Source organism: Scytonema sp. PCC 10023 (assembly GCF_963920835.1).
GTDB lineage: Bacteria > Cyanobacteriota > Cyanobacteriia > Cyanobacteriales > Nostocaceae > Kalymmatonema.
Genome location: NZ_CAWUDP010000117.1, coordinates 1 through 20,985 on the forward strand (window position 1 = coordinate 1; position 20,985 = coordinate 20,985).

Here is a 20,985-nt window from a genome sequence, read left to right on the forward strand (position 1 = left end):
TCAATCGCCGTAAAGGTTTGCAGTTTCGCACCGCGAACTAGTCTAAACTCCAGTCTTGAGTGTCAAATCCAAAATAGGAGACTTTACGATTTCCTAAAGGGTCAGTGATAGTGGCGACTCTTTTTGATAGGATGTTAAGAGTCCATCCATCAACACTCAGTTCTACTCTGGTAATGTTAAGCATTGCATTTCTCTGCGTGATTTATAGGGTGTGAATGTAACAACACACCCATTAGCCAAAACAGTATTTACTGCATATTTGATAACCTTTCTTCGCAATAAGTCATCATGTTTTCTGCAATCTTTTGCAGGTTGACGGAACACAAAATAGTAAATGAGATATCGTTAGCAATATCCTGGTCTTGAAACCTGCCGTTTATTTGTGAATTTTGTTGGATGAGACGTATAGCATCTTGCTGCATATTATTGGCAATTTCACTTAACTGAGATGCAGTTTGGCGGAGCTTTTCGAGATATTGTTTACATATTGACATTGGTAATACGTTAAAGAATCATCAGTGAATTGGCTAACCAACCGATAATTTGGGCAATCAATTGTTTAGCGTAAATGGGAGAGCCTCTATCCAAATGTTCAATTGCTTGGTGAATAGCAGTATGAGCATTTCGTAGTATTTGAATTGCCCTTTCAATAGATTGAGAATCTGGATTGGTGATAGGAGTGTTGGAGGGAGGGGAAGGGAGATGGTTGTGGGGCATTAAATTTCAACCTCTGGAACAGTGTCGAGATATTCAGCAGCGCTCATTTCACCTTTAAGAAACTTTTGTAGATTTAATTCATGTTTCTTCATACTGTTTGCTGCTGATGGCTTTGAATCAGTGGCGTTGTGAATGGTTGGCAATTTGGATAACGTCATTGCCAATCGCTCTATGAAAGCATCATGTTTCTCTTGGCTGTAGTTGAATTGGTAGATAGTGGGATAGTCATCTCCATTAACAAAGCAGTAAATTATGGAGATGTTGTCAGGAGGAATTTCTTGTGTTTCTGTAAGGAGAAATAGTCGCAGTTGAGTTTTCCAGGAGTTTTCTAAGATTTCTGGCTGTAGAATGTGTCTTTCAGTTGTCCAATCCACAATTACAATCTTCTCTACACTAACGATAACTAGGTCGTACTTAGCAATAAGTAAGTATTCATTGATGAGCTTATGGAGAGTAATATTACACTGTTTGCTGTCAGAAGGAATGTTGATTATTAGCTGAAGTTTAGATACCCAATCAGCCATTTCAGGATAAGCTGCAAGAAACGGTTCTATGGGCAATCCCATCATTAATTGTTGCATGAGAAGATGGAATTGTTCTCCAATATTTTGTTGAGCAGTACTCTCAGAATAGTGTAGTGGCAATTTTAGCTCAACAAAATACTGCTGAAACTTGTGGGTATCTTTCTCCAATAGTTCCAGCAGTTCGTAGTTCAGTTGATTCATCTGTTTCTCCCTTGAAGCATTTCAAGGGAGAAGCGCGTCAGCGATGTCAAGGGTTATAAATTACGATTTTCAGGCAATATTGTTGTCAGAGAAATTTTTGCTCTTTATGAACTTGAGGAAAAATATAATTTTTACATCCACAAATTCTATTGTCTTTTCAAGGTCAACATCACTATAAAAGTGTTCTGCGAAGAAGATGATTGAGTATATTGGCACATCAAAAACCTCTGAATATCGTTTTAGTAAGTTAATGGTTGGTGTTTTCTTTCCAGATTCAATTTCTGAAAGATACGATTTGGAGATTCCTAGTTTTTCCGCTAATTCTTTTTGCGTTAAGTCGTGAAATATCTTCATCAATCTCAAAGCTTTGGAGAGATTTTCTACAAGTTTATAATGAGCGGTATCAGTCATGAGTCATTACAGCTTAAGAAAGATTTGCTAATCGATAAAGAGTTCGCACTGTTATGCCCCATTTCTTAAAAGAATCCCATTTGTATTGACATTCCCCTCTTTTGTATTTGGGAGACAATTGACTCCATCTGTCCCAAGCAGGGAGTAAGCTGGGACTAACGGTATGAAGTGCCATTCCTACTTTTATCCAACTATCGTAGTTATCCGCAAATCTGGGATGAATTACCTCTAAAAGCAGCAATGCTTTTTGGATATCTGCATTAGTGGGAGTATCTTCTTGTGGCTTATCTTTTCTTAGGTATTCTGAAGCAGTGGAGATTGTTTGATGTTTTGGTAGAGTCGCCATCTTTTGCACTACCCATAGAGGTGCTGCTGCTACCTGGATTTCGTCAGGGCGACATCCAGGCAACCAGCGGTAGTATCCGGTGAGCGGATGGACTGATGGTGGTAGCACTGATTGTAGGTTGGAACCTCTAAGCTCTAGTGCTTCACCAGGAGCAGTGGCGATTTTCCTGGATTTGAGCCATTGGTGTTGGGGCGGCTCCAGGATTTTGAATAGGTATTGCGCTCTGCCCGGTCGCCCAGAGGTGAATGCTACTGTGGGGGGCAGAGGTTCAAGAGCGATTGGCTCCGCCAGTGTCTCTTGGGCGATCGCCCCAAAGGGGCGGGCGCTGTGCGCCATCGCTTTAATTTGGTCATAAGCACTTGGACCGTCACAGTCTACAGATATCAGAAATTCTTTGGAATTTTGACCGCATAGCAGACCAATGCCTGTGGGCTGTGCCTCGTATAGAGAACAGGAGCAATTGCGTATCTTAACTTTTCCTGTGCGGGCAAGTTGTTCTCGTAAGGATTGGGGAGTGAATGGATATTTTTCCCATCGGTATCCCAGCGGTCTTTTTCCTTGCGTTGGCACTATCAGCCAGTGTCCGGGCAGTATCTCTAGGGTTTCAATTAGTTTGCTAGTTTGACAGTTTTTTTGAGGAGCATGATTTTAAGGGTCTAATTTTCATCAAAAACTCCGTTGGATACCTCACCCTTACTCATGTACGCTGGTGAGGAATGGTTGAAGCTAAACCTGTGCTTTACTCATCATCTGCCATGTCTGCGTAAGCAGACTCAAAGGGTGTTTATAAAGAAAAAGTAAAAGCATGCTGATGGTCTAGTTTGGGCATTTATCGTGAAGAATGAGGAGTAGTCACCAGTTAGTGCCAATGTAGTTGAGCTGACCGGAGGTGGACAAATTTTCACCACTACTTCTAACAGTCAGTAGACCGAAAAGATTTCGACAAGCCTTACCAGCCTTTGATTTGAACTGGAAAATGGCGTAAATAGAAGGTTCGTGCAACCAGGGGCAATCGTCATTGAAATGCTTAACCAGTAAGAGTTTCAGTCATTTTGATTTTCTGATGATTGACCCAGTTTTTCACCCTTAAACATAAGTAAAATTAATATATATTGTTTATGCGATTTGACAAAAAAACTAAAATTTGCACAGAGAAATTTTGAACCTGATAACAACAGATTCATTTATGCTTTGGGAGCAACTGGTATTACCATTACGGAGAAGATAATAAATGGTCAAACCACCTCAAAGTACAGAAGAACTTGTAGAAAATTGGACTCTTGTTCCCCAAGAATTAGAACGGGTTTTGAGGAAAGTTGGTGCAGGACAGATTGGTTTTGCTATTTTACTGAAATATTTTCAAATGATGGCTCGTTTTCCTGACTCAAACACAGAAATACCAGAAACTGTGATTATATACATAGCATCACAACTAAAATCAGATCCATCATTATATTCTCAATACAATTGCTATTGCAGACGTTATTAATGCCATTTTTGAGATTCGTTTACCCCATATTTGGGGTGAAGGAACTACCACCTGTGCCAGTGACAGCAAGCATTTTGGAGCATGGGACCAGAATCTTATGACCCAGTATCATTTGCGTTACGGTGGTCGAGGAGTGATGATTTATTGGCACGTCGAGAAAAAATCTACCTGTATCTATTCCCAACTCAAAACTTGTTCCAGTAGTGAAGTTGCAGCCATGATTGAAGGGGTGTTACGTCACTGTAGCAATATGGACGTGCAGAAAAACTACGTGGATAGTCATGGTCAAAGTGAGGTGGCCTTTGCTTTCACGCATCTGTTGGGATTTCAATTAATGCCCCGATTGAAGCGGATTAAGGTACAGAAGTTATATCGTCCTTATACTGGACAATCTGATGCTTACCCTAATTTACAGCCTATTCTGACTCGTCCAATTAATTGGGATTTGATTCGTCAACAGTATGACCAAATGGTGAAGTATACTACTGCTTTAAGATTGGGAACGACAGAAACTGAAGCTATTTTAAAACCATGCGCAAAAATCCTTTCAAACATCCTACTTATCTGGCTTTACTCGAATTAGGACGAGTAATTAAAACAATTTTCCTGTGCCAGTATCTTGAGGAGGAGCAAGTGCGGCGGGAAGTTAATGAAGGATTAAATGTAGTAGAAAGATGGAATGGGGTTAATGATTTTATCTTCTACGGTAAGGGTGGAGAGTTTGCTTCTAATCGCTTGGAAAGTCAGGAGTTATCGGTTTTATCTTTGCACAAGAGTGCAGATATGTTTGGTCTATGTGAATACTTTGATGATTCAGAGTGTTCTGGAGCAGAAACATTGGCAGCAAAAGTTAACTGAAGTCGATAAAAGAGCAATTACTCCTTTGATTTTCAGTCATGTCAATCCTTATGGTACATTTAAGCTTGATCTCAACGAGAGAATTGCTGGTTTGACACAACAACTGGTTGCTTAATCCCTCCAGAACTTTTCAAATCTTTGAGGTGACATTTGAGTATAACGAACTGTGTGGTGTATATTTTTATGTCCTAAATAGTCTTGAATTGCTCTGGTATCATGACCTTGGACAGCTAAATAGTAGCCACAAGCATGGCGCAGTTGATGGGGATGAACTGGTTCAGTAATTCCAGCAAGCTCGCCTGCTCGTGCAATAATGTGACGAACAGCTCTGGTTGATAGTGGAGCTTTGCGCTCGGACACAAAAACATAGGGAGTATCGCGATAATCCCGTTGCAGTTGGCGCAACGCTCTGAGTTCAGGAGCGCGTAACGGATGAACGGTATCATGCCCATGTTTAAGGCGATGAATGTCGATATAGCCCTCCGAAAAATCTATTTGTGACCACTTGAGTGCAATTAACTCAGCAGTCCGAAGTCCATGCCTGAACATAAGTAAAATTATTGCTGCATCCCGCACAGAGTGCCGCCCAACAGCGCGAGCCGCACTGATCATTGCTTCGACTTCTTTCGGGCGCAAATATTCTCGTTCGCGTGCGGATGGACGTTTGATTGGTGGAGTCGAGTAGTTCGTTGACTTTGCCGAAAATGGAAGTTGAGTAGTGTGGGTAGACATGGGTCAAATCCTCATGTCTTGGTTGCTATCTCCAGTATACTTTGCCTAAATTGGCTCAAACTAGGCAAAGTTATCATTTGTATTTCTTATCAATAGAGGCTAAATAAAGGGTTATTTTTACAAAATTTTACCAGGTTGCCCCTGGTTGCACGAACCTTCTATTTTCGCCAAAATGTAATCCGCCGAAATCAGCGCATGAATTGCCTTTCAAGTATCTCTGTTCTGGGTGGACTTAAGAGCGATTGCCTTCGGCACTGCCCCTTGGGCAATCGCCAGCCCCAAAAAGGTCGGCTGAAACCCTTATTCTTTCGTCAACTTACAAAAGTTTTCGGTCTACTGACAGTGGCAAAGCAGGTGACATTACCCTTCAACACTCACTCCGCTCCGCTCCGTGAAGTCAAAAGTCAAATCGAATCGCAGCACTTGAGCAACAGATGGCTGAAGTCATGGGGGAATCCGTTGCCTGAGAGACGAAAACTCTTCTCTCAGGCAACAGCACACCAGTAGCATACTTAAGGAGATGTCTATTGCACCAGACTATTAGGGCATACGCAATTGCGCTCCGCGCAGTGCCAAAGGCAATCGCTACCTTTGCCAACTGAAATTAAGCAAGCAAGCACCAGGCTATAAAGCAGCCGCCAAAGCTCTGAACTATTTAATTAGTCAGTTAAAAAGTGACGCCAGCACAAGCCATTGAAGGCATACTCCTGTTAGTGCTATTCGGTTTTAGAAGGAGAAAACCGTTCGTAGAGTACCCGTGACAATTGTGCCGTTACTGTCGTGATTGGCAGGATTGGTAATCACCTGCACTAGCGGCGTAACCCGAATATTGTCGTTAATTGGAAAATTGTAGAAAGCTTCAAAATTAGTCTGAGTTGCGTTACCCACGTCACTTTCAATAAATGGTTGACCAGCAGCAATGCCAGCAAAAGCACTCCTCACGAACAGGTCTCTCAAGGAAACACCAGCCATCCAATAGTTAGGGTTTAGGTCGCCAAAAGCAGTATTATCGTAGCTACCATAGCCATAGCGACCAAATACACCCAGCCTTGGGTTCAGCGCCAGCTCGAAGTTAACTCCGAACACATCAAACCGACCATCAAAGATATTGCCACCGCTATATTGAAGGCGCAAAGCAAAGGCTTTAGAAGGGGAATACTCTAGCTCAACTGTGCCTTGATAAGGATCTCCAAATAAGCCACGATTTCCTCCTCCATCAGGATATAGCAGCCTGGTTAACGAACTAACGCCACCGACAATTTGGTTATCAGAGTCAGGATTAGCCGCATCTGCCGCAGCATATAATGCCCGCACCTTGAACGGTCCTTGTCCCGGATTCCAGTCAAGAACAACTCCGGCTGACGGACCATTGAGCGGCAACAGGATGTAGTTGTTGGTCAATGCCAAAGTTGAAAAGTCTACGCCATTGCCATTAGCATAGCTATTAATGTCTACATAGTCGGTGGTGACAAGTGTTGGACCAATGGTTAAACTAACATCCCGAAACGGGGTAAACTTATAGTAAAATCGAGAGACCCCGAACTCACCATCAGGGGTGCCTCTGGCTGTGAATTCCAGCGCACTGCCGAAGTTAGGCTCCAAAAATCCGGCAGCATTATCATTACCTCGAGCTGAGACGGTATCCAATCTGAGTTTCAGTAAGTCTTGTCCGCTAAAGCTCGTGTCCAAATCTATAGCAGCCCGATAAATAAAGGTGGCACTGGGGTCATCATTAGCAATTTCTGCACCTGTAGGGCTAATGATGCGTTCGCCACTAAAGCCACCCGCACTCACCGCAAAAATCACTTGCCCCGAAAGTTTGGTAGTGGTGGAGAACTGATTGCCTTCTAGTCCAGCGGTGCGGGCTTCCAGAGTGTCTACACGACCCCGTAAAGTAGTTAGTTCAGCGGCAAACTCTGACTGCAGCCGTTGCAATATTGCCAAGTCTTCACTCGACACTTTATCTGCCAGTCCAGTAGCAATGAGCTCATTCAATCGCTCAAGCACTGCATTGAGACCAGCAGCAAACTCATAACGAGTCAGGGCTCGGTTGCCTCGGTAAGTGCTGTCAGGGTAGCCAGCAATTACACCATAGCGTTCAATTAGAGACTGGAGTGCTCCAAAAGCCCAATCTGTCGGCTGCACGTCAGAAAGCTGCGACACTGATGTGACCTGAACTGAGGAAGTGGATGTTACAGCAGTCTGTACAGCCGTGGTAGTGACCCCAGTAGCCTGAACCATCTTGATAGAGGGTGCTTGGATGAAGTTGACTTCTGCTGTTGGAGGATTAGAGCTAGCAGCAGACACAACAGAGGTAGCGACAGATCGTCTAGGAATGACAACAGCCTTAGGCGTTTGGGCTGAAGTAGGAGTCCCTTGGACAATGAGCAAAAGGAGGCTCAAACCACCGATTAAGTATAGATGCAGCTTGAAGGAGCGCACTACGAGTTGAGATAGGGAATAGTGATCCCAATAGTGAGTTGCTAAAGACACAGAACTTTATCCCTCTAAAAAAGATTGAACCGCCTTTGGGAACAGAAGCTCTATGGAACAAAGAATTAACTGCAGAACAAAAACAGAAAAATAAAGAATTATCATCGGAACGAATCTTAATTGAGCATCTAATTTGTTTAGTTAAGATATTTCGAGTGCTGAAGAAAGATTTCGGTTAAACTCTCGGAAATATGAACAGGTTATTCTGACTATTTATGGGCTAGTCAGGCTGAGAATTGGAGCCTTAGTATTACCTGTTTTTAATGTGCGCTCTTTCCAAGACTCAAATTAGTGCATATAACTACATATTTTTGCCTTATTTTCAACAACAAATATCTCAAAATCTTCTTTCATCGTACAAATAGGCTAATTTTACATAGATGCGTTCACCTTTTGTAAATCAGTTACACAAAGGTATTGGCTGTTTTCGGAGATGTCTAATTTCTGCCAAACATTAGAAACTATGAAGGGCAAAAGCTAGACCTAGTAATAGTTTTGGGCTACTTGGCACGGTTGTTGCAGCTTCGCTCTCACTAGGTCTAATACACAATTGGGTCAGAGAGGGAGGTGAGTGTAACATTGTCAACCAATAGTCCAGAATCGATACTATTATCCCCCACATCTACAACTCCGAGTCCCAAAGTGTATGTTCCGGTAGTCGGTATTGTGAAGGAAAAAGTTTGAAAGCCAGTTTCTTCAAAAAACTGTGTTGTTAAGGAAGTCACGGAGGATGAGAACGTCGTGTCAGCCAGTTCTGATAGAGAACTGATTGAGACAAAGGAAAAATCGTTATAAGGGAACACTTGTGCCCCCTCATTCGTAAGGAAATTCCAATTGAAAGTCAAAATGTCTCCAGCGTTCGCCGTGAATGTTTGTCGAATAGCGGAGCCTTTAGTAACGTCCCCATTGCCAAATTCATCTAGGCTTCTACGTTTTAACCCTAAGAATGCTTCTATAATTTCGTCAGAAAATGTGGCACCCCCAGTTGACAATAAAGCCTGAGAAGTTCCCTCGGTTGGACCACTGCCAAACGCCGACGTCTCAATACTTGTAGAGCCTATTGTTGTCCATCCAGTAAAATCATCGGTTTCAAAGCTACCGTTGATGATTGTTGGGTTAACAGAGGATTCGGGTAAAGTCAATGACTTTAATGACAGTGTATAGGAACCAGATTGAAAATGGTCACCTGCAAGGGTCTCGTCCTTGAAGCCAGACACTGCAAAATTCAGTTTACCATTTGCTGGTACTCTTCCCGTTAGTATGGGTATAACACTATTCTCAGCGCTGTCATCACTTATCTCCACGATCTTACCAGAATTATCAAGCAACCCCAGAACTAGATCCAATGTATCTGAATTGCCCTCTATAGTAAATAAACTTCCGGAATCAAGACCTGAAATGGTAAAAAAGTCAAGGTCACCAGTGCTAAGTTGTCCATCTACAGTACTGGTATCAGATGGTAGAGATTGTCTGGTAGCGAAAGAGTTATTAGGTTCATTCTCAGTTACTGTAGAACCAAATTGAGATGAAGAGGAATTTTCTGCCATGAGAGTTACGATGGAAACTAAATGTTTAATGTTTTTTGTGGAGCTGACCTGTTTCTGGTAGGGGCTACGGTACTACCTCGAAGGGCAGCATCATCTCGTTGTCCTCGTGATCGATCATGTGGCAGTGCCACACGTAGCGCCCAGTGAACGAGTTGCCGAAGGGCAGGTTCTCCGCAGCTTGAGCACCAAACGGGACTATAAGGCGGGTGACCTCGTTCGGGTTGACTAATACCGTATCCTTCCATCCGGCTTCGTTCGGCGCTGGCGGTCTCGCCGGACCGATCGCAAAGGGGGTGGGGTCGGGCGGTGGGTAGCCAGCTGGCACCGTCGGTCCACCAGGTGCATGGTGTGTGAGTACCGTGCGAGGGCCATTGGCAAGGTATGCCTTCATGTACTGGGTTGTATTAATCTTTTGGCGATTAAGGATCTGAAAAAAAACAAGATGCAGGTGCATCGGGTGGGCGACTGGCTGAAGGTTGATAATGTTCCACTGCTCCACGGTGTCCACCTTAGGCCGCTCCATCAGCGTCTCCGGGTAGTTCTCGGCCTCATCCCAGTATATGTAGTTGAGCAGCACCACAAGCGGTCCGGTTGGGCTTGGGATCTCTACCAGGGTCAGGAACCGCTGGCGCACCGGCGGAGTAGCAATCGGCGTTATGAGTGATTTATGCACTCGCAGTACCTGAGGAATGTCTCTAGGAGCGGCAGCACCCGCATTCACTGTGAACTGCATGATTTCGGGCAATAAGAAATTACCTAATACGGCGTTGGCTCTACCTTGCGGATATGGCGAAATCGCCTCATTTTCTAAAACGATCTTTTCTCCCGGTAAGCTGCTGGAGAAGTCGATGAGGACGTCAGCCCGCTCCCCAGGAGAGAGCAGCAGCCTGGACAACTGCACCGGAGCGTTGAGCATCCCCCCGTCAGTGCCGATTTGAATGATTGGCAGATTCGACGACAGCTTAAGGTTGTAGGTTCGGGAACTTGAGCCGTTGATGATCCGGAATCGGTACAAAGTGCGGTCAACATCAAGGTTCGGCCACGCCTTGCCGTTGACGGTAGCGACGTCACCGAGATACTCCGGTTCCCACCTTTTGGGGTGGAATATTGAGCCATCAGGATTGAATGTCCGGTCCTGCAGCACCAGCGGTATCTCATAGGGAGGCCCAGCGGGGATACCGAGCGGCCCATTGCCACCAGCGGGATCATCGATGTCCCTGAGCAGGTAGAACCCGGCGAGTCCGGCCATCACGTTCTGGCCGGTGATCCCGAGCGCATGGTCGTGGTACCACAGCGTCGCCGCTTCCTGATTGTTGTTGAAGTTGTATACGTAGGACTGTCCTGGCGTGAAGGTGTCTGTCGGGTAACCGTCGCTTTGTGGTTCGCTGTTACTGCCGTGCAGGTGCAATGACACCCGTGGGCTAGTTGTATCAGACTCCAGCACGCCGTGCAAGCTCAGGTCGAGCGGCAGCGGGTGGGGTCCGAGTTTGTTTTCCACGGTGAGCCTCAGCGGCGTGCCCCGAGTGACCTCGATAGTAGGGCCAAGGTAGGAAGCCCCGCCGTAGCCCCACGTGGGGCCTGCCCCCAGGTTCTTGTGGAACGAGTGTGAACTCGATGCTATCGTCAAGGTTGTAGGTGCGCCACTTGGGAACGGGATGGGCAGAGTCTCGGTAAATTTTGATATCTGTGGCAAGGCCGCATAAGTTCTCTTCGCCTTAAACATTGCAGGAACGAGAAATGCTGCTCCCAACCCCGCACTTGCCATCATAATTTGCCTTCTAGTAAACATTGCTACCTCATTAATGGACGTATACGTAAGACAAGCTCACCCAAGTTCGTTTGGGCTTGATTTATGGTGTTGCTGAATGAAGGGATAGTTGTATCCTCTTTAAGGGCTATCGTATTCTAAAGAGCTATATGTACCATTTAACAGAGGTTGCTTATAGTTGTTATCCCTCGCGTAAGTTCATACTGCGTGCGTGTGAATATAGTGGAAAAGTTTTTACCGTTTATATCAAAGTGCTCTAGTTATCAAAGACAGCTATCATCCATTGCCATTTAACTCCAAACTCTCTTGCTGTGAAACTTCGTTGATTCTGCCGATTTAACGAAGACCTTGTCCATTGAAAATCGACATATTAAGGCAAAACTTAAGGTTTTTTCCTGTAAATAATAAGACTCAAGCCAAAAATGCACAGGTGAGTGAACTCACCGGACGCCCGTCTACAAAGCACAAATGCATTTGTTGAGTGTCTTGGCACTACAGTCGATAACAGGTTCGGGTCAGGGTCAATCTTATCTCCTAGCTGTGGTTCATGCTGAGGCTTGTGTTCTGCCCAAAACTCGACGATAGATAAACGTTTCAATGTAGCTTCTGGGTTCTGCAAGATCATTCCACAGACTCCAGCGGACTACCCCATCTCGTTGTCGTACATACCTTAACTCACATCTTACACCAAGAAAAATAGATGTAATTTTAAAACTCAGTACTAAGCCTGAAGTCTTTGTTTTACCGATAAAAGCTAATAAAAGTGATGTAACTTTATTGCGCTGCTGTTGACTAAACCTAGGCTTATACGGGTAGGTGCAAGATGTGAGTTAAACGATCCATCGCCTGAACGAATTTTTGTGAATCTTCAGGGTGAATGTCCACGTTCGCCCCTGCTGGAAACCCGACCAGAAATATAGGTAAACTGGTTGCCGCTTGCAGCAGAGCCATCAGGAGTGGAAATGAGGAAAGGGAGGTCATTAACCAAGCGGGTTCCACATTCTGCATCCATAGCCCGATGTTGGAAGCTAACAATGCCAGCCAAAGGGCACGAAAGATAGAAAGCTTTAATGGACTCCAAGCCGATGATGAACTCCATTGAGAAGTAGCCATTGGGGTGATAAGTTAGGGCTTAACGTTGGGATTTAGCGCGAGGAATTCTTTGTCTTAGTGCCTTTAAACCGTCGCCAAAAAGATTGAACAAACTTTCGTTGATCCAAAATGTGCAGAAGAATTAAACCTAGAAAAATATAAGCGGCTCCAATATGCAAGCGATGAGATAGCTCAGAGAGAGACTCATTCACCCGAAATAAACGCGGCAGTACAATGCCAAAGAATACAGTATCGCGATCGTTGGTGTTGGAATAGAAGATGCCACTAATCGGAACTGCGAGCATTGACACGTATAACGCCGCGTGAAACATTACGCTTCGCAACCATACTTCTGAAACCCTCGGAAGACGACGGCTATACCGCTGCCAAACCACTTGCAAGAGTAAAATTATTCTCACGCAGAGCAGTCCCAGCGACAGGACAGCGAATGATTTATGGATGACAATCAAATTACTTCGGAGCGGTGTACCACCAGGTAGACGTGCCATGACAATCCCTACAAGATACACCATGAGAAAAACAATCGCCATCCACCAATGCAATGATCGCAAATACTTGGCAAACGCAATTCGTTTAAACGGAGGAGAGGATGTAGGGGATTGCATGGCACTATCTCTAGAAACTGACGGTATCATATCGTGTCCGGTTCAGACTTATGATTAGGGCTCCTGGGGGCAGGAGGAAAGGGTTTTCAACTTTGGCATAGAAGCATGACCGATGCAGAGGACAAAGTGATCAGTACAGTTTTCACTTTCAAAAAAGTCTTGACCAGTCAAGATCTTTAATTTAAGGACTAACTTATGTTTTTCTGCTGTAAATTTCTTTATGATGTATTCAGTAGTGATTATTTGACTGACTGACAAAACTAAAAAAGCAACAACAGCAGCGGGTAAGCTAATAAACACTTAATTTGCATAATTGATTTAGTTAAAAGTTTTGTAAGGTGGGTATCTTGCTTGCCCTGTTTATGCATATTAAAAGTACATCAGCTTAATACAACTGACAAGAAGTAATCCAGATTGGGAGTTGGGGTTTTTGAATAAGGTGTGGTGGAGCCGATAAAGCCAAACCATGATACACTCTTGGGCAAAGAATTCTCTACTGCATCTGATGGCACAGCTAGCAGATAAGATTGACCCTGACCCGAAAGCAATTACCTGTTATCGACTGTAGTGCCAAGACACTCAATAGACCTCTTGCAAAAGTGCTTTTTGCACTCTTGTGGGAAAAGGGTAAAGGTTAAAGGGTCAAGGGAAAATACACAACCTTTCCCCTTTCCCACGAACCCTTTTCCCGACTTCTGCAAGAAGTCTAATAAATGCATTTGTGCTTTGTAGACGGGCGTCCGGTGAGTTCACTCACCTGTGCATTTTTGGCTTGAGTCTTATTATTTACAGGAAAAAACCTTAAGTTTTGCCTTAATATGTCGATTTTCAATGGACAAGGTCTTCGTTAAATCGGCAGAATCAACGAAGTTTCACAGCAAGAGAGTTTGGAGTTAAATGGCAATGGATGATAGCTGTCTTTGATAACTAGAGCACTTTGATATAAACGGTAAAAACTTTTCCACTATATTCACACGCACGCAGTATGAACTTACGCGAGGGATAACAACTATAAGTAACCTCTGTTAAATGGTACATATAGCTCTTTAGAATACGATAGCCCTTAGAGGATACAACCATCCCTTCATTCAGCAACACCATAAATTTACAGCAGAAATACTTAAGTTAGTCCTTAAATAAGTGATCTTGACTGGTCAAGACTTTTTTGAAAGTGAAAACTGTACTTACTCAATGAGCTATTTATACAGCTGCTTAACCAAGCTAGAAGGAGGTAACCTCATGCTTAGAATGACTGGAGTTTCTAGACGATTGCACCAGACGCTGCTACTGGTAATACTGAGTTTGCTGGTGTGCGGGTTCTGCTTGCTTGCTGCATGGGTTGATTTTTTGCCGGACAGCGAATATGGAGTTAAAAGACCAAGCCCTGACGAACAAAGCATCTCGTCCATCGACCCTGTAGTAGCGCGTGCTAACAATGAACTTGTCAAGTCTATCCGCCTGAGTACCGACCGTGTCACTAATACAACCAAGAGTTTGATTGACCAAGAATCCGACAAAGCTGAGGCTCAGTTCAAGCGTACTGTTGGCGCTGTTGTGCAACCCGCACCTCGTCTGTATGATGCGATCAAGCTTACTCTTGTCCAAAATGTTTGCAATGCACTTGGAGAATAAGTAAGTTCTTAGTAACTTGAGTTCTACATAAGCCTAGAGGCATTGAGCTGTTGTAACTCTCTACTACAAATTCAAAGCTAATTGGTTTCACTTACCTCGATGTTTTTTGTACTTGGCTTTGCCTTTGTGTTCTGAGCCCGTAGGAATGAGTAGTCTCTTAATCATGGCTTAAATTGCCATTATCGGTAACACCATCGGTTGGAATTATCGGTTTTGCAAGAATGTCTTTAGGCGGTTTATTTATACAGAAAAGATGATTCTTTAATTCATAAACTTATTATTGAAGGATTGGAAAAATAGTGAAATAAATTTAATTTAAGCCGGAATTAACTGAATTGTCAAAATACAGAATTCCTATTTAAAAAGGGAGTAATAAAAGCTTGATTAAGTTTGCTAACAAAAGTTTCTAGACCTGAATAGCAGGGAAAGAAATAGCTAATTGCTTCACTTTAAAGTATCCAAAAACCCAGAGGAGGAAAAGCAGTGGTTACTCAAACGCAAATTGATATCCAAAAGCAAACTGATGAACTGTGTATCAACACCATTCGTACCCTGTCTATGGATGCGGTTCAGCAGGCGAACTCCGGTCATCCTGGCACCCCCATGTCCATGGCACCAGTGGTCTACTGCCTCTGGCAGCGATTTTTACGGTTCGATCCCAATGACGCGATCTGGCCCAACCGCGATCGCTTTGTCCTCTCCATCGGCCATGCTTCTATGCTGCTGTATTCGCTACTGCACCTATGTGAAGTCAAAGCAGTGAACGCCAAATACGAGCAGTTGGGGGAGTTGTCGGTGCCCTTGGAGGACATCAAGCGATTTCGCCAACTTGACAGCAAGTGTCCTGGTCACCCAGAGTATCGTTGGACTTCCGGCGTTGAAACGACAACCGGTCCCCTAGGTCAGGGAGTTGCCACCAGCGTGGGAATGGCCATTGCTGGACAATGGATGGCTCAGTATTTCAATCGTCCTGGCTTCGAGATGTTCAATTATGACGTTTACGCTCTGTGTGGTGACGGCTGCATGATGGAAGGGGTATCTAGCGAAGCTGCTTCCTTGGCTGGTCATCTCAAACTTTCTAACTTGTGTTGGATCTATGACAACAACAAGATCACTATCGAAGGTCATACTGAGTGGGCCTTTAGTGAAGATGTAGCCACGCGCTTCATCGGCTACGGATGGAACGTCACCCGCGTCGGCGACGCCAATGACCTGGAAATGCTAGAGCGGGCTTTTAAGACCTTTAAGAACACACTCGACAAACCCACGTTAATTATCGTCGATAGCCATATTGCCTACGGTGCGCCCAACAAACAAGACAGCAGTGCTGCTCACGGAGAACCGTTGGGCGAGGAAGAAATCAGGCTGGCTAAGCGGAATTACGGCTGGCCGGAGAACGCCAAATTCCTGGTGCCCGAAGCGGTGCGAGAGCATTTTCAGTCCGGGATTGGCAAGCGCGGATATGAACTGCGTGATGCTTGGATAACTAAGTTCGATGACTACAAGGTCCAGTATCCAGATCTAGCTGAGCAGTTATATCGGATGCAGCACCGACAGTTGCCCGAACACTGGGACCGCGACCTACCTACGTTCTCGCCCGACGCTAAAGGATTAGCCGGACGCGATGCCTCAGCAAAGGTGCTTAATGCGATCGCCAAGAACGTGCCGTGGCTGATTGGAGGTTCAGCTGACCTAGCTCCCTCAACCAAGACCCGCCTCACGTTCGATGCAGCAGGAGATTTCACTGCCAAGAATTATAGCGGTCGGAATTTCCACTTCGGCATCCGCGAACATGCAATGGGAGCCATTCTCAATGGCATGGCACTTGCGAAAGTTCGCCCTTATGGCTCCGGGTTCCTAATCTTTAGCGATTACATGAAACCCGCGATCAGGCTCGCCGCATTGATGGAAATCCCAGCGATCTACATCTTCACCCACGACTCCATAGGGGTTGGTGAAGATGGGCCAACCCACCAGCCCGTGGAACAGTTAGCCTCATTGCGAGCCATCCCTGGGCTGATTACGCTGCGACCTGCGGATGCTAACGAGGTGGTGGAGGCTTGGCGGGTGATTATGCAGCTACAGCATACACCGGCAGTCCTCGTTCTCACGCGGCAGGCGCTGCCCACGATAGACCGTTCTCAATACGCTCCAGCATCCGGTGTCCAGCAAGGAGCCTATGTGCTGGCTGATGCCCCGGACGGCAAGCCCGACGTCTTGCTGATAGCCACTGGTAGCGAAGTCTTTCTGTGTGTCAACGCATACGAGCAACTTTTGACCGAAGGCATCAAGGCCCGTGTGGTGAGTATGCCCTCGTGGGAGCTATTCGAGCAACAGAGCCAAGAGTACCGAGACAGTGTTATCCCACCCACTGTCACCGCCCGGGTCTGTGTTGAACAAGCCTCCACCTTTGGTTGGGGTCAGTATGTCGGCTTGGATGGCGATCGCATCGGCATGCATACCTTCGGAGCCTCTGCTCCCCTCAAGGAACTCCAGAACAAATTTGGTTTCACTCCCCAGAAGGTGGTTGCTGCGGCTAAAGCGCAACTGGCTTTAGTCCGCTAAAGATCCAGGTCAAGCAGGAGAGGGGGAGCAGGGGAGAGAACTATATGCGAGCAATATGAATGTACATTTACCCCCTCACCCCCTCTCCTTTCGGAAGTAGGTTTTTAAGTTTTTAGGACTTCATTGTACCTATGTACTTCGCCAGGGCAAACATCATGTCATGACGTAATTGTTCGTGGTCATTCAGGTCTTCATACCCCATAATTAGCCCATATACTCGTTGCGCAATTAAGCCACAAATCGAATGAGCAATCCGATTTTCATCTCGGGAATCTTTAAAACATAGAGCCAGACGTGATGTGATTTCCCGTCTTCTGTCAAGTTCCACAATTAAGCTTAACCCTGCATCCGATGTTACTGTTCCTCCTTGGAAATTAACTACGATTGGGCGAGACTTTTCTCGTTCAAATTTGAATTGTTTTGGTGTACGATCTGTTAATGCTGGAGTCATGCCTTATAACTGCTGAAATGCTTTTTATATATACATTTTCGCAGTTTATGACTCCATTTTTTTATCTCTTTGTGAGAAATCCGGGAGTTGCGTAAGTCCTGTTTTAGTTTCGACTTTTTTCAACTGAGCACCGCTGAGTCGTTTTGCTATTTTTAGTCTAAAGTACAGTTATAAATCACTTCTTAACTTAGCGATCTTGACTGGTCAAAATTTTATTTGAAGGAGAAAATTTTAAGTAAGGAGTAATAGGTGAGTTATTTGGAGTCTGATGAACAGACAATCTCTAGCAAAGAATACAAGCTCTGTTGTTGCATCATCTTTTATTACGAATTCCAGTGAAACAGTGATTGTGGGTGATCGGAATCTAACAATTGATGAAGTTGTGAGGGTGGCACGTTACGGTGTACAAGTGCGTTTGACGAATCAGGATGACATCTTACGGCGTGTCCGGGCATCCTGTGACTATATTGCCGACGCTGTTGAATCTGGCAAGCCAATTTACGGGGTCACTACTGGCTTTGGCGGCATGGCCAATATCGTGATTTCAGCTGAAGATGCAATCGAGCTACAGAACAACCTTATTCGGTATCATAAGGTAGGGACAGGTCAGCGGCTACCGATTGCTGATGTTCGTGCAGCGATGCTCTTGCGTGCCCACTCCCACTTGCACGGTGTATCCGGCATCCGGTTTGAACTCATCAAGCGCATTGAGACGTTCTTGAATGCTAATGTTACACCGCACGTACATGAATTTGGTTCTATTGGTGCTAGTGGCGATTTAGTACCTTTGTCTTACATCACGGGTGCGCTGACTGGCATGGTGGATCCCTGCTATACGGTTGACTTCAACGGTGAAAAGATTGACGCCCCAACGGCACTCAAGCGGCTGGGTTTAGCGCCACTGCAACTGCTGCCCAAGGAAGGCTTGGCCATGATGAATGGCACCTCAGTGATGACAGGCATTGCTGCCAACTGCGTGTACGACGCTCAAGTCCTACTAGCACTGACCATGGGAGCACATGCCCTGACCATTCAGGGTTTGGAAGGAACAAATCAATCGTTCCACCCATTTATCCATCAGCAAAAACCCCATCCCGGTCAAATATGGGCAGCAAGCCATATGCTCGATCTACTGATAGGTTCACGCTTAATTCGCGATGAGTTAGATGGCAGACACGACTACCGGGATGACAGTTTGATCCAGGATCGTTATTCCCTCCGCTGTTTGCCACAGTATATGGGACCCATCGTCGATGGACTTAGGCAGATTGCAACGCAGATCGAGATCGAAATCAACTCAGTGACTGACAACCCCCTGATTGATATCGAGAACCAAGTTAGCTACCATGGCGGCAATTTCCTCGGGCAGTATGTTGGCATGGCTATGGACCACCTGCGCTATTATATTGGTCTATTAGCTAAGCACCTTGATGCACAAATTGCGCTCCTCGTTACACCGGAATTTAATAACGGGCTTCCAGCATCGTTAGTTGGCAATCCTACGCGTCGAGTCAATATGGGGCTTAAGTCACTACAGCTGACTGCTAACTCGATCATGCCACTGCTAACCTTCTATGGAAATTCGCTCGCGGATCGCTTTCCAACCCATGCTGAACAATTCAACCAGAATATCAATAGCCAAGGGTTTACTTCGGCCAACTTGACATCGCGCTCAATAGAAATTTTCCAGCAGTATGTAGCGATCGCACTGATGTTTGGGATACAAGCTGTTGATCTGCGGACGTACAAATTAGTTGGTCATTACGACGCCCGTGCATGTCTGTCACCTGCGACTTTAAAACTTTATACCATAGTGCGTGAGGTAATTGGGCAGCTACCTTCAGCAGAACGGCCCTATGTCTGGAACGATCATGAGCAAGCCCTAGATGAGCACATTGCAAGTATCACAGCTGATATTGCGGCTGGCGGTCGTCTTATGCAAGCAGTCGGTGATATTTTTTCAGCTTAAAATGAGTCTGCTTGGCAATGAACATTGCAGATAGAACTGGCTTGTCATAGTACTAACGCCAGTTAAGACAGAGCTAAAGGTTACTACCAAGTTGAGCATTTTACATTTAATTAGGTTAACTCAGATCTTGCACCAAACAGGAAAAACCGCAAATAGGCGAATAAGTTGTGTAAAAAAGTGACATCAGAAGAAAAAATGTTTCCGTAGTGAACAGTTGTGGAAAAGACGTGTAGGAGCGTGGAAATTACGTAATCAATGCTGCCAGGCGATCGCTAATCGAGCAAAAGTCTGTGAATTTGCATTCATAGCAACAAACATGAGAGAAAGGGGCGTGAAAAGCATTGCTAAAAGCAAGAAAGATGCAAACAATTCTTGCCCACGCCCAAAAACTAGTCTATATGTTAGTGTCGTTGATGCCTTCTGTGTACCAACGAGAAAATCTAGAAGCTATGCTGGGATTGTTTTTGGAAGCTCAAGGGCATCCCCTACCCCAATATAGTAAAGTCAAGTCTGCCAGTGCCTTAAGTCGGTTTCTCAATATTCATCTGTGGTCAACACGGTTGGTGATTCGTACCACTCGCAACCATGTACTTAATCAAATTTTGTCTGTTAGTCCCAAAGGACGCAGACCGATACTACAGGTGATAATAGACATGACAACCTTAGAAAAACGTGGTAAATTCAAGCCTTTTGAGCATTTAATCTCAGTTTACAACGGCAAACGAGGTTTACATTTGGTGCTACTGTATTTGGTCGTAGGGCAGTGGCGAGTCCCTTGGAGTTTTCGTGTTTGGCGGGGCAAAAATACTCCCTCACCTGCACAATTAGGGCTCAAACTAATAAAAGGTTTGCCCAAAGCCTTAACCAAACACTTTCAGGTGATGATTTTAGTTGATACTGCGTTTGGAAGTGCCGAATTTTTACATGGTATACGCAAGCTCAAATACCATGCAATTGCTGGTGTGCGCTGTGACCGTCAGCTAGTTGATGGGCGACCCTTAACACAGTTGTACAAACGTGGTCAGCAAGTACGTCTAACGGGCTTTAAGTTCCCCGTCACAGTATCGTGGTATTACCTCAAACGTGATGGCAAGCTCGAAAAACGCTTTGTTCTGTCTACCAGGCCACTCAAAGCTAGCACTATTAACTGGTGGGGAAAGCGTCGCTGGCAGATCGAGGGTTGGTTTAAAACTGCTAAACATCGTTTTGGTCTACATCGTTTTGGTCAGGGTACTCTAGTTGGGGTGTATCGTTGGTTAATACTCTCCCTGATTGCCTATATTTTGGCGCATTGGGCTTATTTATCAACAAATCCTACAGATTTACCTGACTGGGGAGAAGCTGCACAAATTGCCCTAGAGTCGATTTTGCCTCAAATACTCCTGTTTCCTTTTTTACTTAACTTGGAACGAATGATTCCTCTGGCGCGTAGTCATGGTTTTGACATTCATTTTTCCAGGTGCAAGATCTGAGTTAACCTACTTAATTTTCTCAATAAGAAATTATTAGCTTGACAGTGGCAGTTTGAATCATTGCAAAATTGCTTGGCAAGCAAGTAGAGCAA

19 protein-coding genes and 2 pseudogenes are annotated in these 20,985 nt (G+C 45.0%); 8 read left to right on the plus strand and 13 right to left on the minus strand.

Annotated features, from left to right (window positions below):
• Positions 1-37: 37 nt before the first annotated feature.
• The 6 genes from ACM0OZ_RS40780 to ACM0OZ_RS40805 form a co-directional block, all read right to left on the minus strand.
• Positions 38-184: a hypothetical protein gene (locus ACM0OZ_RS40780; protein WP_414588607.1), complete on the minus strand. Its 147-nt coding sequence runs from the start codon at positions 182-184 to the stop codon at positions 38-40.
• A gap of 64 nt (positions 185-248) precedes the next feature.
• On the minus strand, positions 249-494 hold the full coding sequence (locus ACM0OZ_RS40785; RefSeq protein ID WP_414588580.1) for a hypothetical protein: 246 nt from the start codon (positions 492-494) through the stop codon (positions 249-251).
• 10 nt (positions 495-504) lie between these two features.
• Positions 505-717 (minus strand): hypothetical protein, encoded by a 213-nt coding sequence (locus ACM0OZ_RS40790; RefSeq protein ID WP_414588581.1) that lies wholly within the window; start codon positions 715-717, stop codon positions 505-507.
• Positions 717-1,442, minus strand: a complete 726-nt coding sequence (locus ACM0OZ_RS40795) for a hypothetical protein (protein ID WP_414588582.1) — start codon at positions 1,440-1,442, stop codon at positions 717-719. Before ACM0OZ_RS40795 ends, ACM0OZ_RS40790 begins: the two co-directional genes overlap by 1 nt.
• 69 nt (positions 1,443-1,511) lie before the next feature.
• Complete coding sequence (locus ACM0OZ_RS40800; RefSeq protein WP_414588584.1) at positions 1,512-1,853, minus strand: helix-turn-helix domain-containing protein; 342 nt, start codon at positions 1,851-1,853, stop codon at positions 1,512-1,514.
• A gap of 13 nt (positions 1,854-1,866) precedes the next feature.
• Positions 1,867-2,769, minus strand: coding sequence for a PriCT-2 domain-containing protein (locus tag ACM0OZ_RS40805; RefSeq protein ID WP_414588585.1), 903 nt, complete (start codon positions 2,767-2,769; stop codon positions 1,867-1,869).
• 661 nt (positions 2,770-3,430) lie between these two features.
• Between ACM0OZ_RS40805 and ACM0OZ_RS40810 the strand changes: the two genes are divergently transcribed.
• Entirely contained in the window at positions 3,431-3,688 is a 258-nt protein-coding gene (locus ACM0OZ_RS40810; protein ID WP_414588586.1) for a DUF4158 domain-containing protein, read from the plus strand.
• A pseudogene (locus tag ACM0OZ_RS40815) lies at positions 3,669-4,661 on the plus strand (transposase); the annotation flags it as partial. The gene ACM0OZ_RS40810 and the pseudogene ACM0OZ_RS40815, both read left to right, overlap by 20 nt.
• Here ACM0OZ_RS40815 and ACM0OZ_RS40820 read toward each other — a convergent pair.
• Positions 4,658-5,278 (minus strand): tyrosine-type recombinase/integrase, encoded by a 621-nt coding sequence (locus tag ACM0OZ_RS40820; RefSeq protein WP_414588587.1) that lies wholly within the window; start codon positions 5,276-5,278, stop codon positions 4,658-4,660. The pseudogene ACM0OZ_RS40815 and the gene ACM0OZ_RS40820 overlap by 4 nt on opposite strands.
• A gap of 195 nt (positions 5,279-5,473) precedes the next feature.
• On the opposite strand from ACM0OZ_RS40820, the gene ACM0OZ_RS40825 reads away from it, so the two are divergent.
• Positions 5,474-5,785 (plus strand): hypothetical protein, encoded by a 312-nt coding sequence (locus tag ACM0OZ_RS40825; protein WP_414588588.1) that lies wholly within the window; start codon positions 5,474-5,476, stop codon positions 5,783-5,785.
• 219 nt (positions 5,786-6,004) lie between these two features.
• Here the strand turns inward: ACM0OZ_RS40825 and ACM0OZ_RS40830 are convergent, their stop codons facing one another.
• Positions 6,005-7,519, minus strand: coding sequence for an iron uptake porin (locus ACM0OZ_RS40830; RefSeq protein WP_414588605.1), 1,515 nt, complete (start codon positions 7,517-7,519; stop codon positions 6,005-6,007).
• A 287-nt stretch (positions 7,520-7,806) separates the two neighbouring features.
• Between ACM0OZ_RS40830 and ACM0OZ_RS40835 the strand changes: the two genes are divergently transcribed.
• Positions 7,807-7,950: a transposase family protein gene (locus tag ACM0OZ_RS40835; protein WP_414588606.1), complete on the plus strand. Its 144-nt coding sequence runs from the start codon at positions 7,807-7,809 to the stop codon at positions 7,948-7,950.
• Positions 7,951-8,310: 360 nt separating this feature from the next.
• Here ACM0OZ_RS40835 and ACM0OZ_RS40840 read toward each other — a convergent pair whose 3' ends face one another.
• The 4 genes from ACM0OZ_RS40840 to ACM0OZ_RS40855 all read right to left on the minus strand — a co-directional run bounded on the left by ACM0OZ_RS40840 (position 8,311) and on the right by ACM0OZ_RS40855 (position 12,804).
• Positions 8,311-9,318: a hypothetical protein gene (locus ACM0OZ_RS40840; RefSeq protein ID WP_414588589.1), complete on the minus strand. Its 1,008-nt coding sequence runs from the start codon at positions 9,316-9,318 to the stop codon at positions 8,311-8,313.
• A 64-nt stretch (positions 9,319-9,382) separates the two neighbouring features.
• Positions 9,383-11,086: a multicopper oxidase family protein gene (locus ACM0OZ_RS40845; RefSeq protein ID WP_414588590.1), complete on the minus strand. Its 1,704-nt coding sequence runs from the start codon at positions 11,084-11,086 to the stop codon at positions 9,383-9,385.
• Positions 11,087-11,890: 804 nt separating this feature from the next.
• The gene (locus ACM0OZ_RS40850; protein WP_414588591.1) at positions 11,891-12,199 is read right to left on the minus strand and encodes an MFS transporter; all 309 of its coding nucleotides are present in this window, start codon (positions 12,197-12,199) and stop codon (positions 11,891-11,893) included.
• A gap of 32 nt (positions 12,200-12,231) precedes the next feature.
• Positions 12,232-12,804, minus strand: a complete 573-nt coding sequence (locus ACM0OZ_RS40855) for a cytochrome b (protein ID WP_414588592.1) — start codon at positions 12,802-12,804, stop codon at positions 12,232-12,234.
• A gap of 1,239 nt (positions 12,805-14,043) precedes the next feature.
• Between ACM0OZ_RS40855 and ACM0OZ_RS40860 the strand changes: the two genes are divergently transcribed.
• Complete coding sequence (locus ACM0OZ_RS40860) at positions 14,044-14,436, plus strand: hypothetical protein (RefSeq protein ID WP_414588593.1); 393 nt, start codon at positions 14,044-14,046, stop codon at positions 14,434-14,436.
• Positions 14,437-14,919: 483 nt separating this feature from the next.
• Positions 14,920-17,001, plus strand: a complete 2,082-nt coding sequence (tkt, locus tag ACM0OZ_RS40865) for a transketolase (protein ID WP_414588594.1) — start codon at positions 14,920-14,922, stop codon at positions 16,999-17,001.
• 112 nt (positions 17,002-17,113) lie between these two features.
• Here tkt and ACM0OZ_RS40870 read toward each other — a convergent pair whose 3' ends face one another.
• Entirely contained in the window at positions 17,114-17,452 is a 339-nt protein-coding gene (locus ACM0OZ_RS40870; protein WP_414588595.1) for a transposase, read from the minus strand.
• Positions 17,453-17,720: 268 nt separating this feature from the next.
• Between ACM0OZ_RS40870 and ACM0OZ_RS40875 the strand changes: the two genes are divergently transcribed.
• Together ACM0OZ_RS40875 and ACM0OZ_RS40880 are read left to right on the plus strand one after the other, a co-directional pair.
• Complete coding sequence (locus ACM0OZ_RS40875) at positions 17,721-19,421, plus strand: HAL/PAL/TAL family ammonia-lyase (protein ID WP_414588596.1); 1,701 nt, start codon at positions 17,721-17,723, stop codon at positions 19,419-19,421.
• Between the two features lie 359 nt (positions 19,422-19,780).
• Positions 19,781-20,836, plus strand: a pseudogene (locus ACM0OZ_RS40880) (transposase); the annotation flags it as partial.
• Positions 20,837-20,985 lie beyond the last annotated feature (149 nt).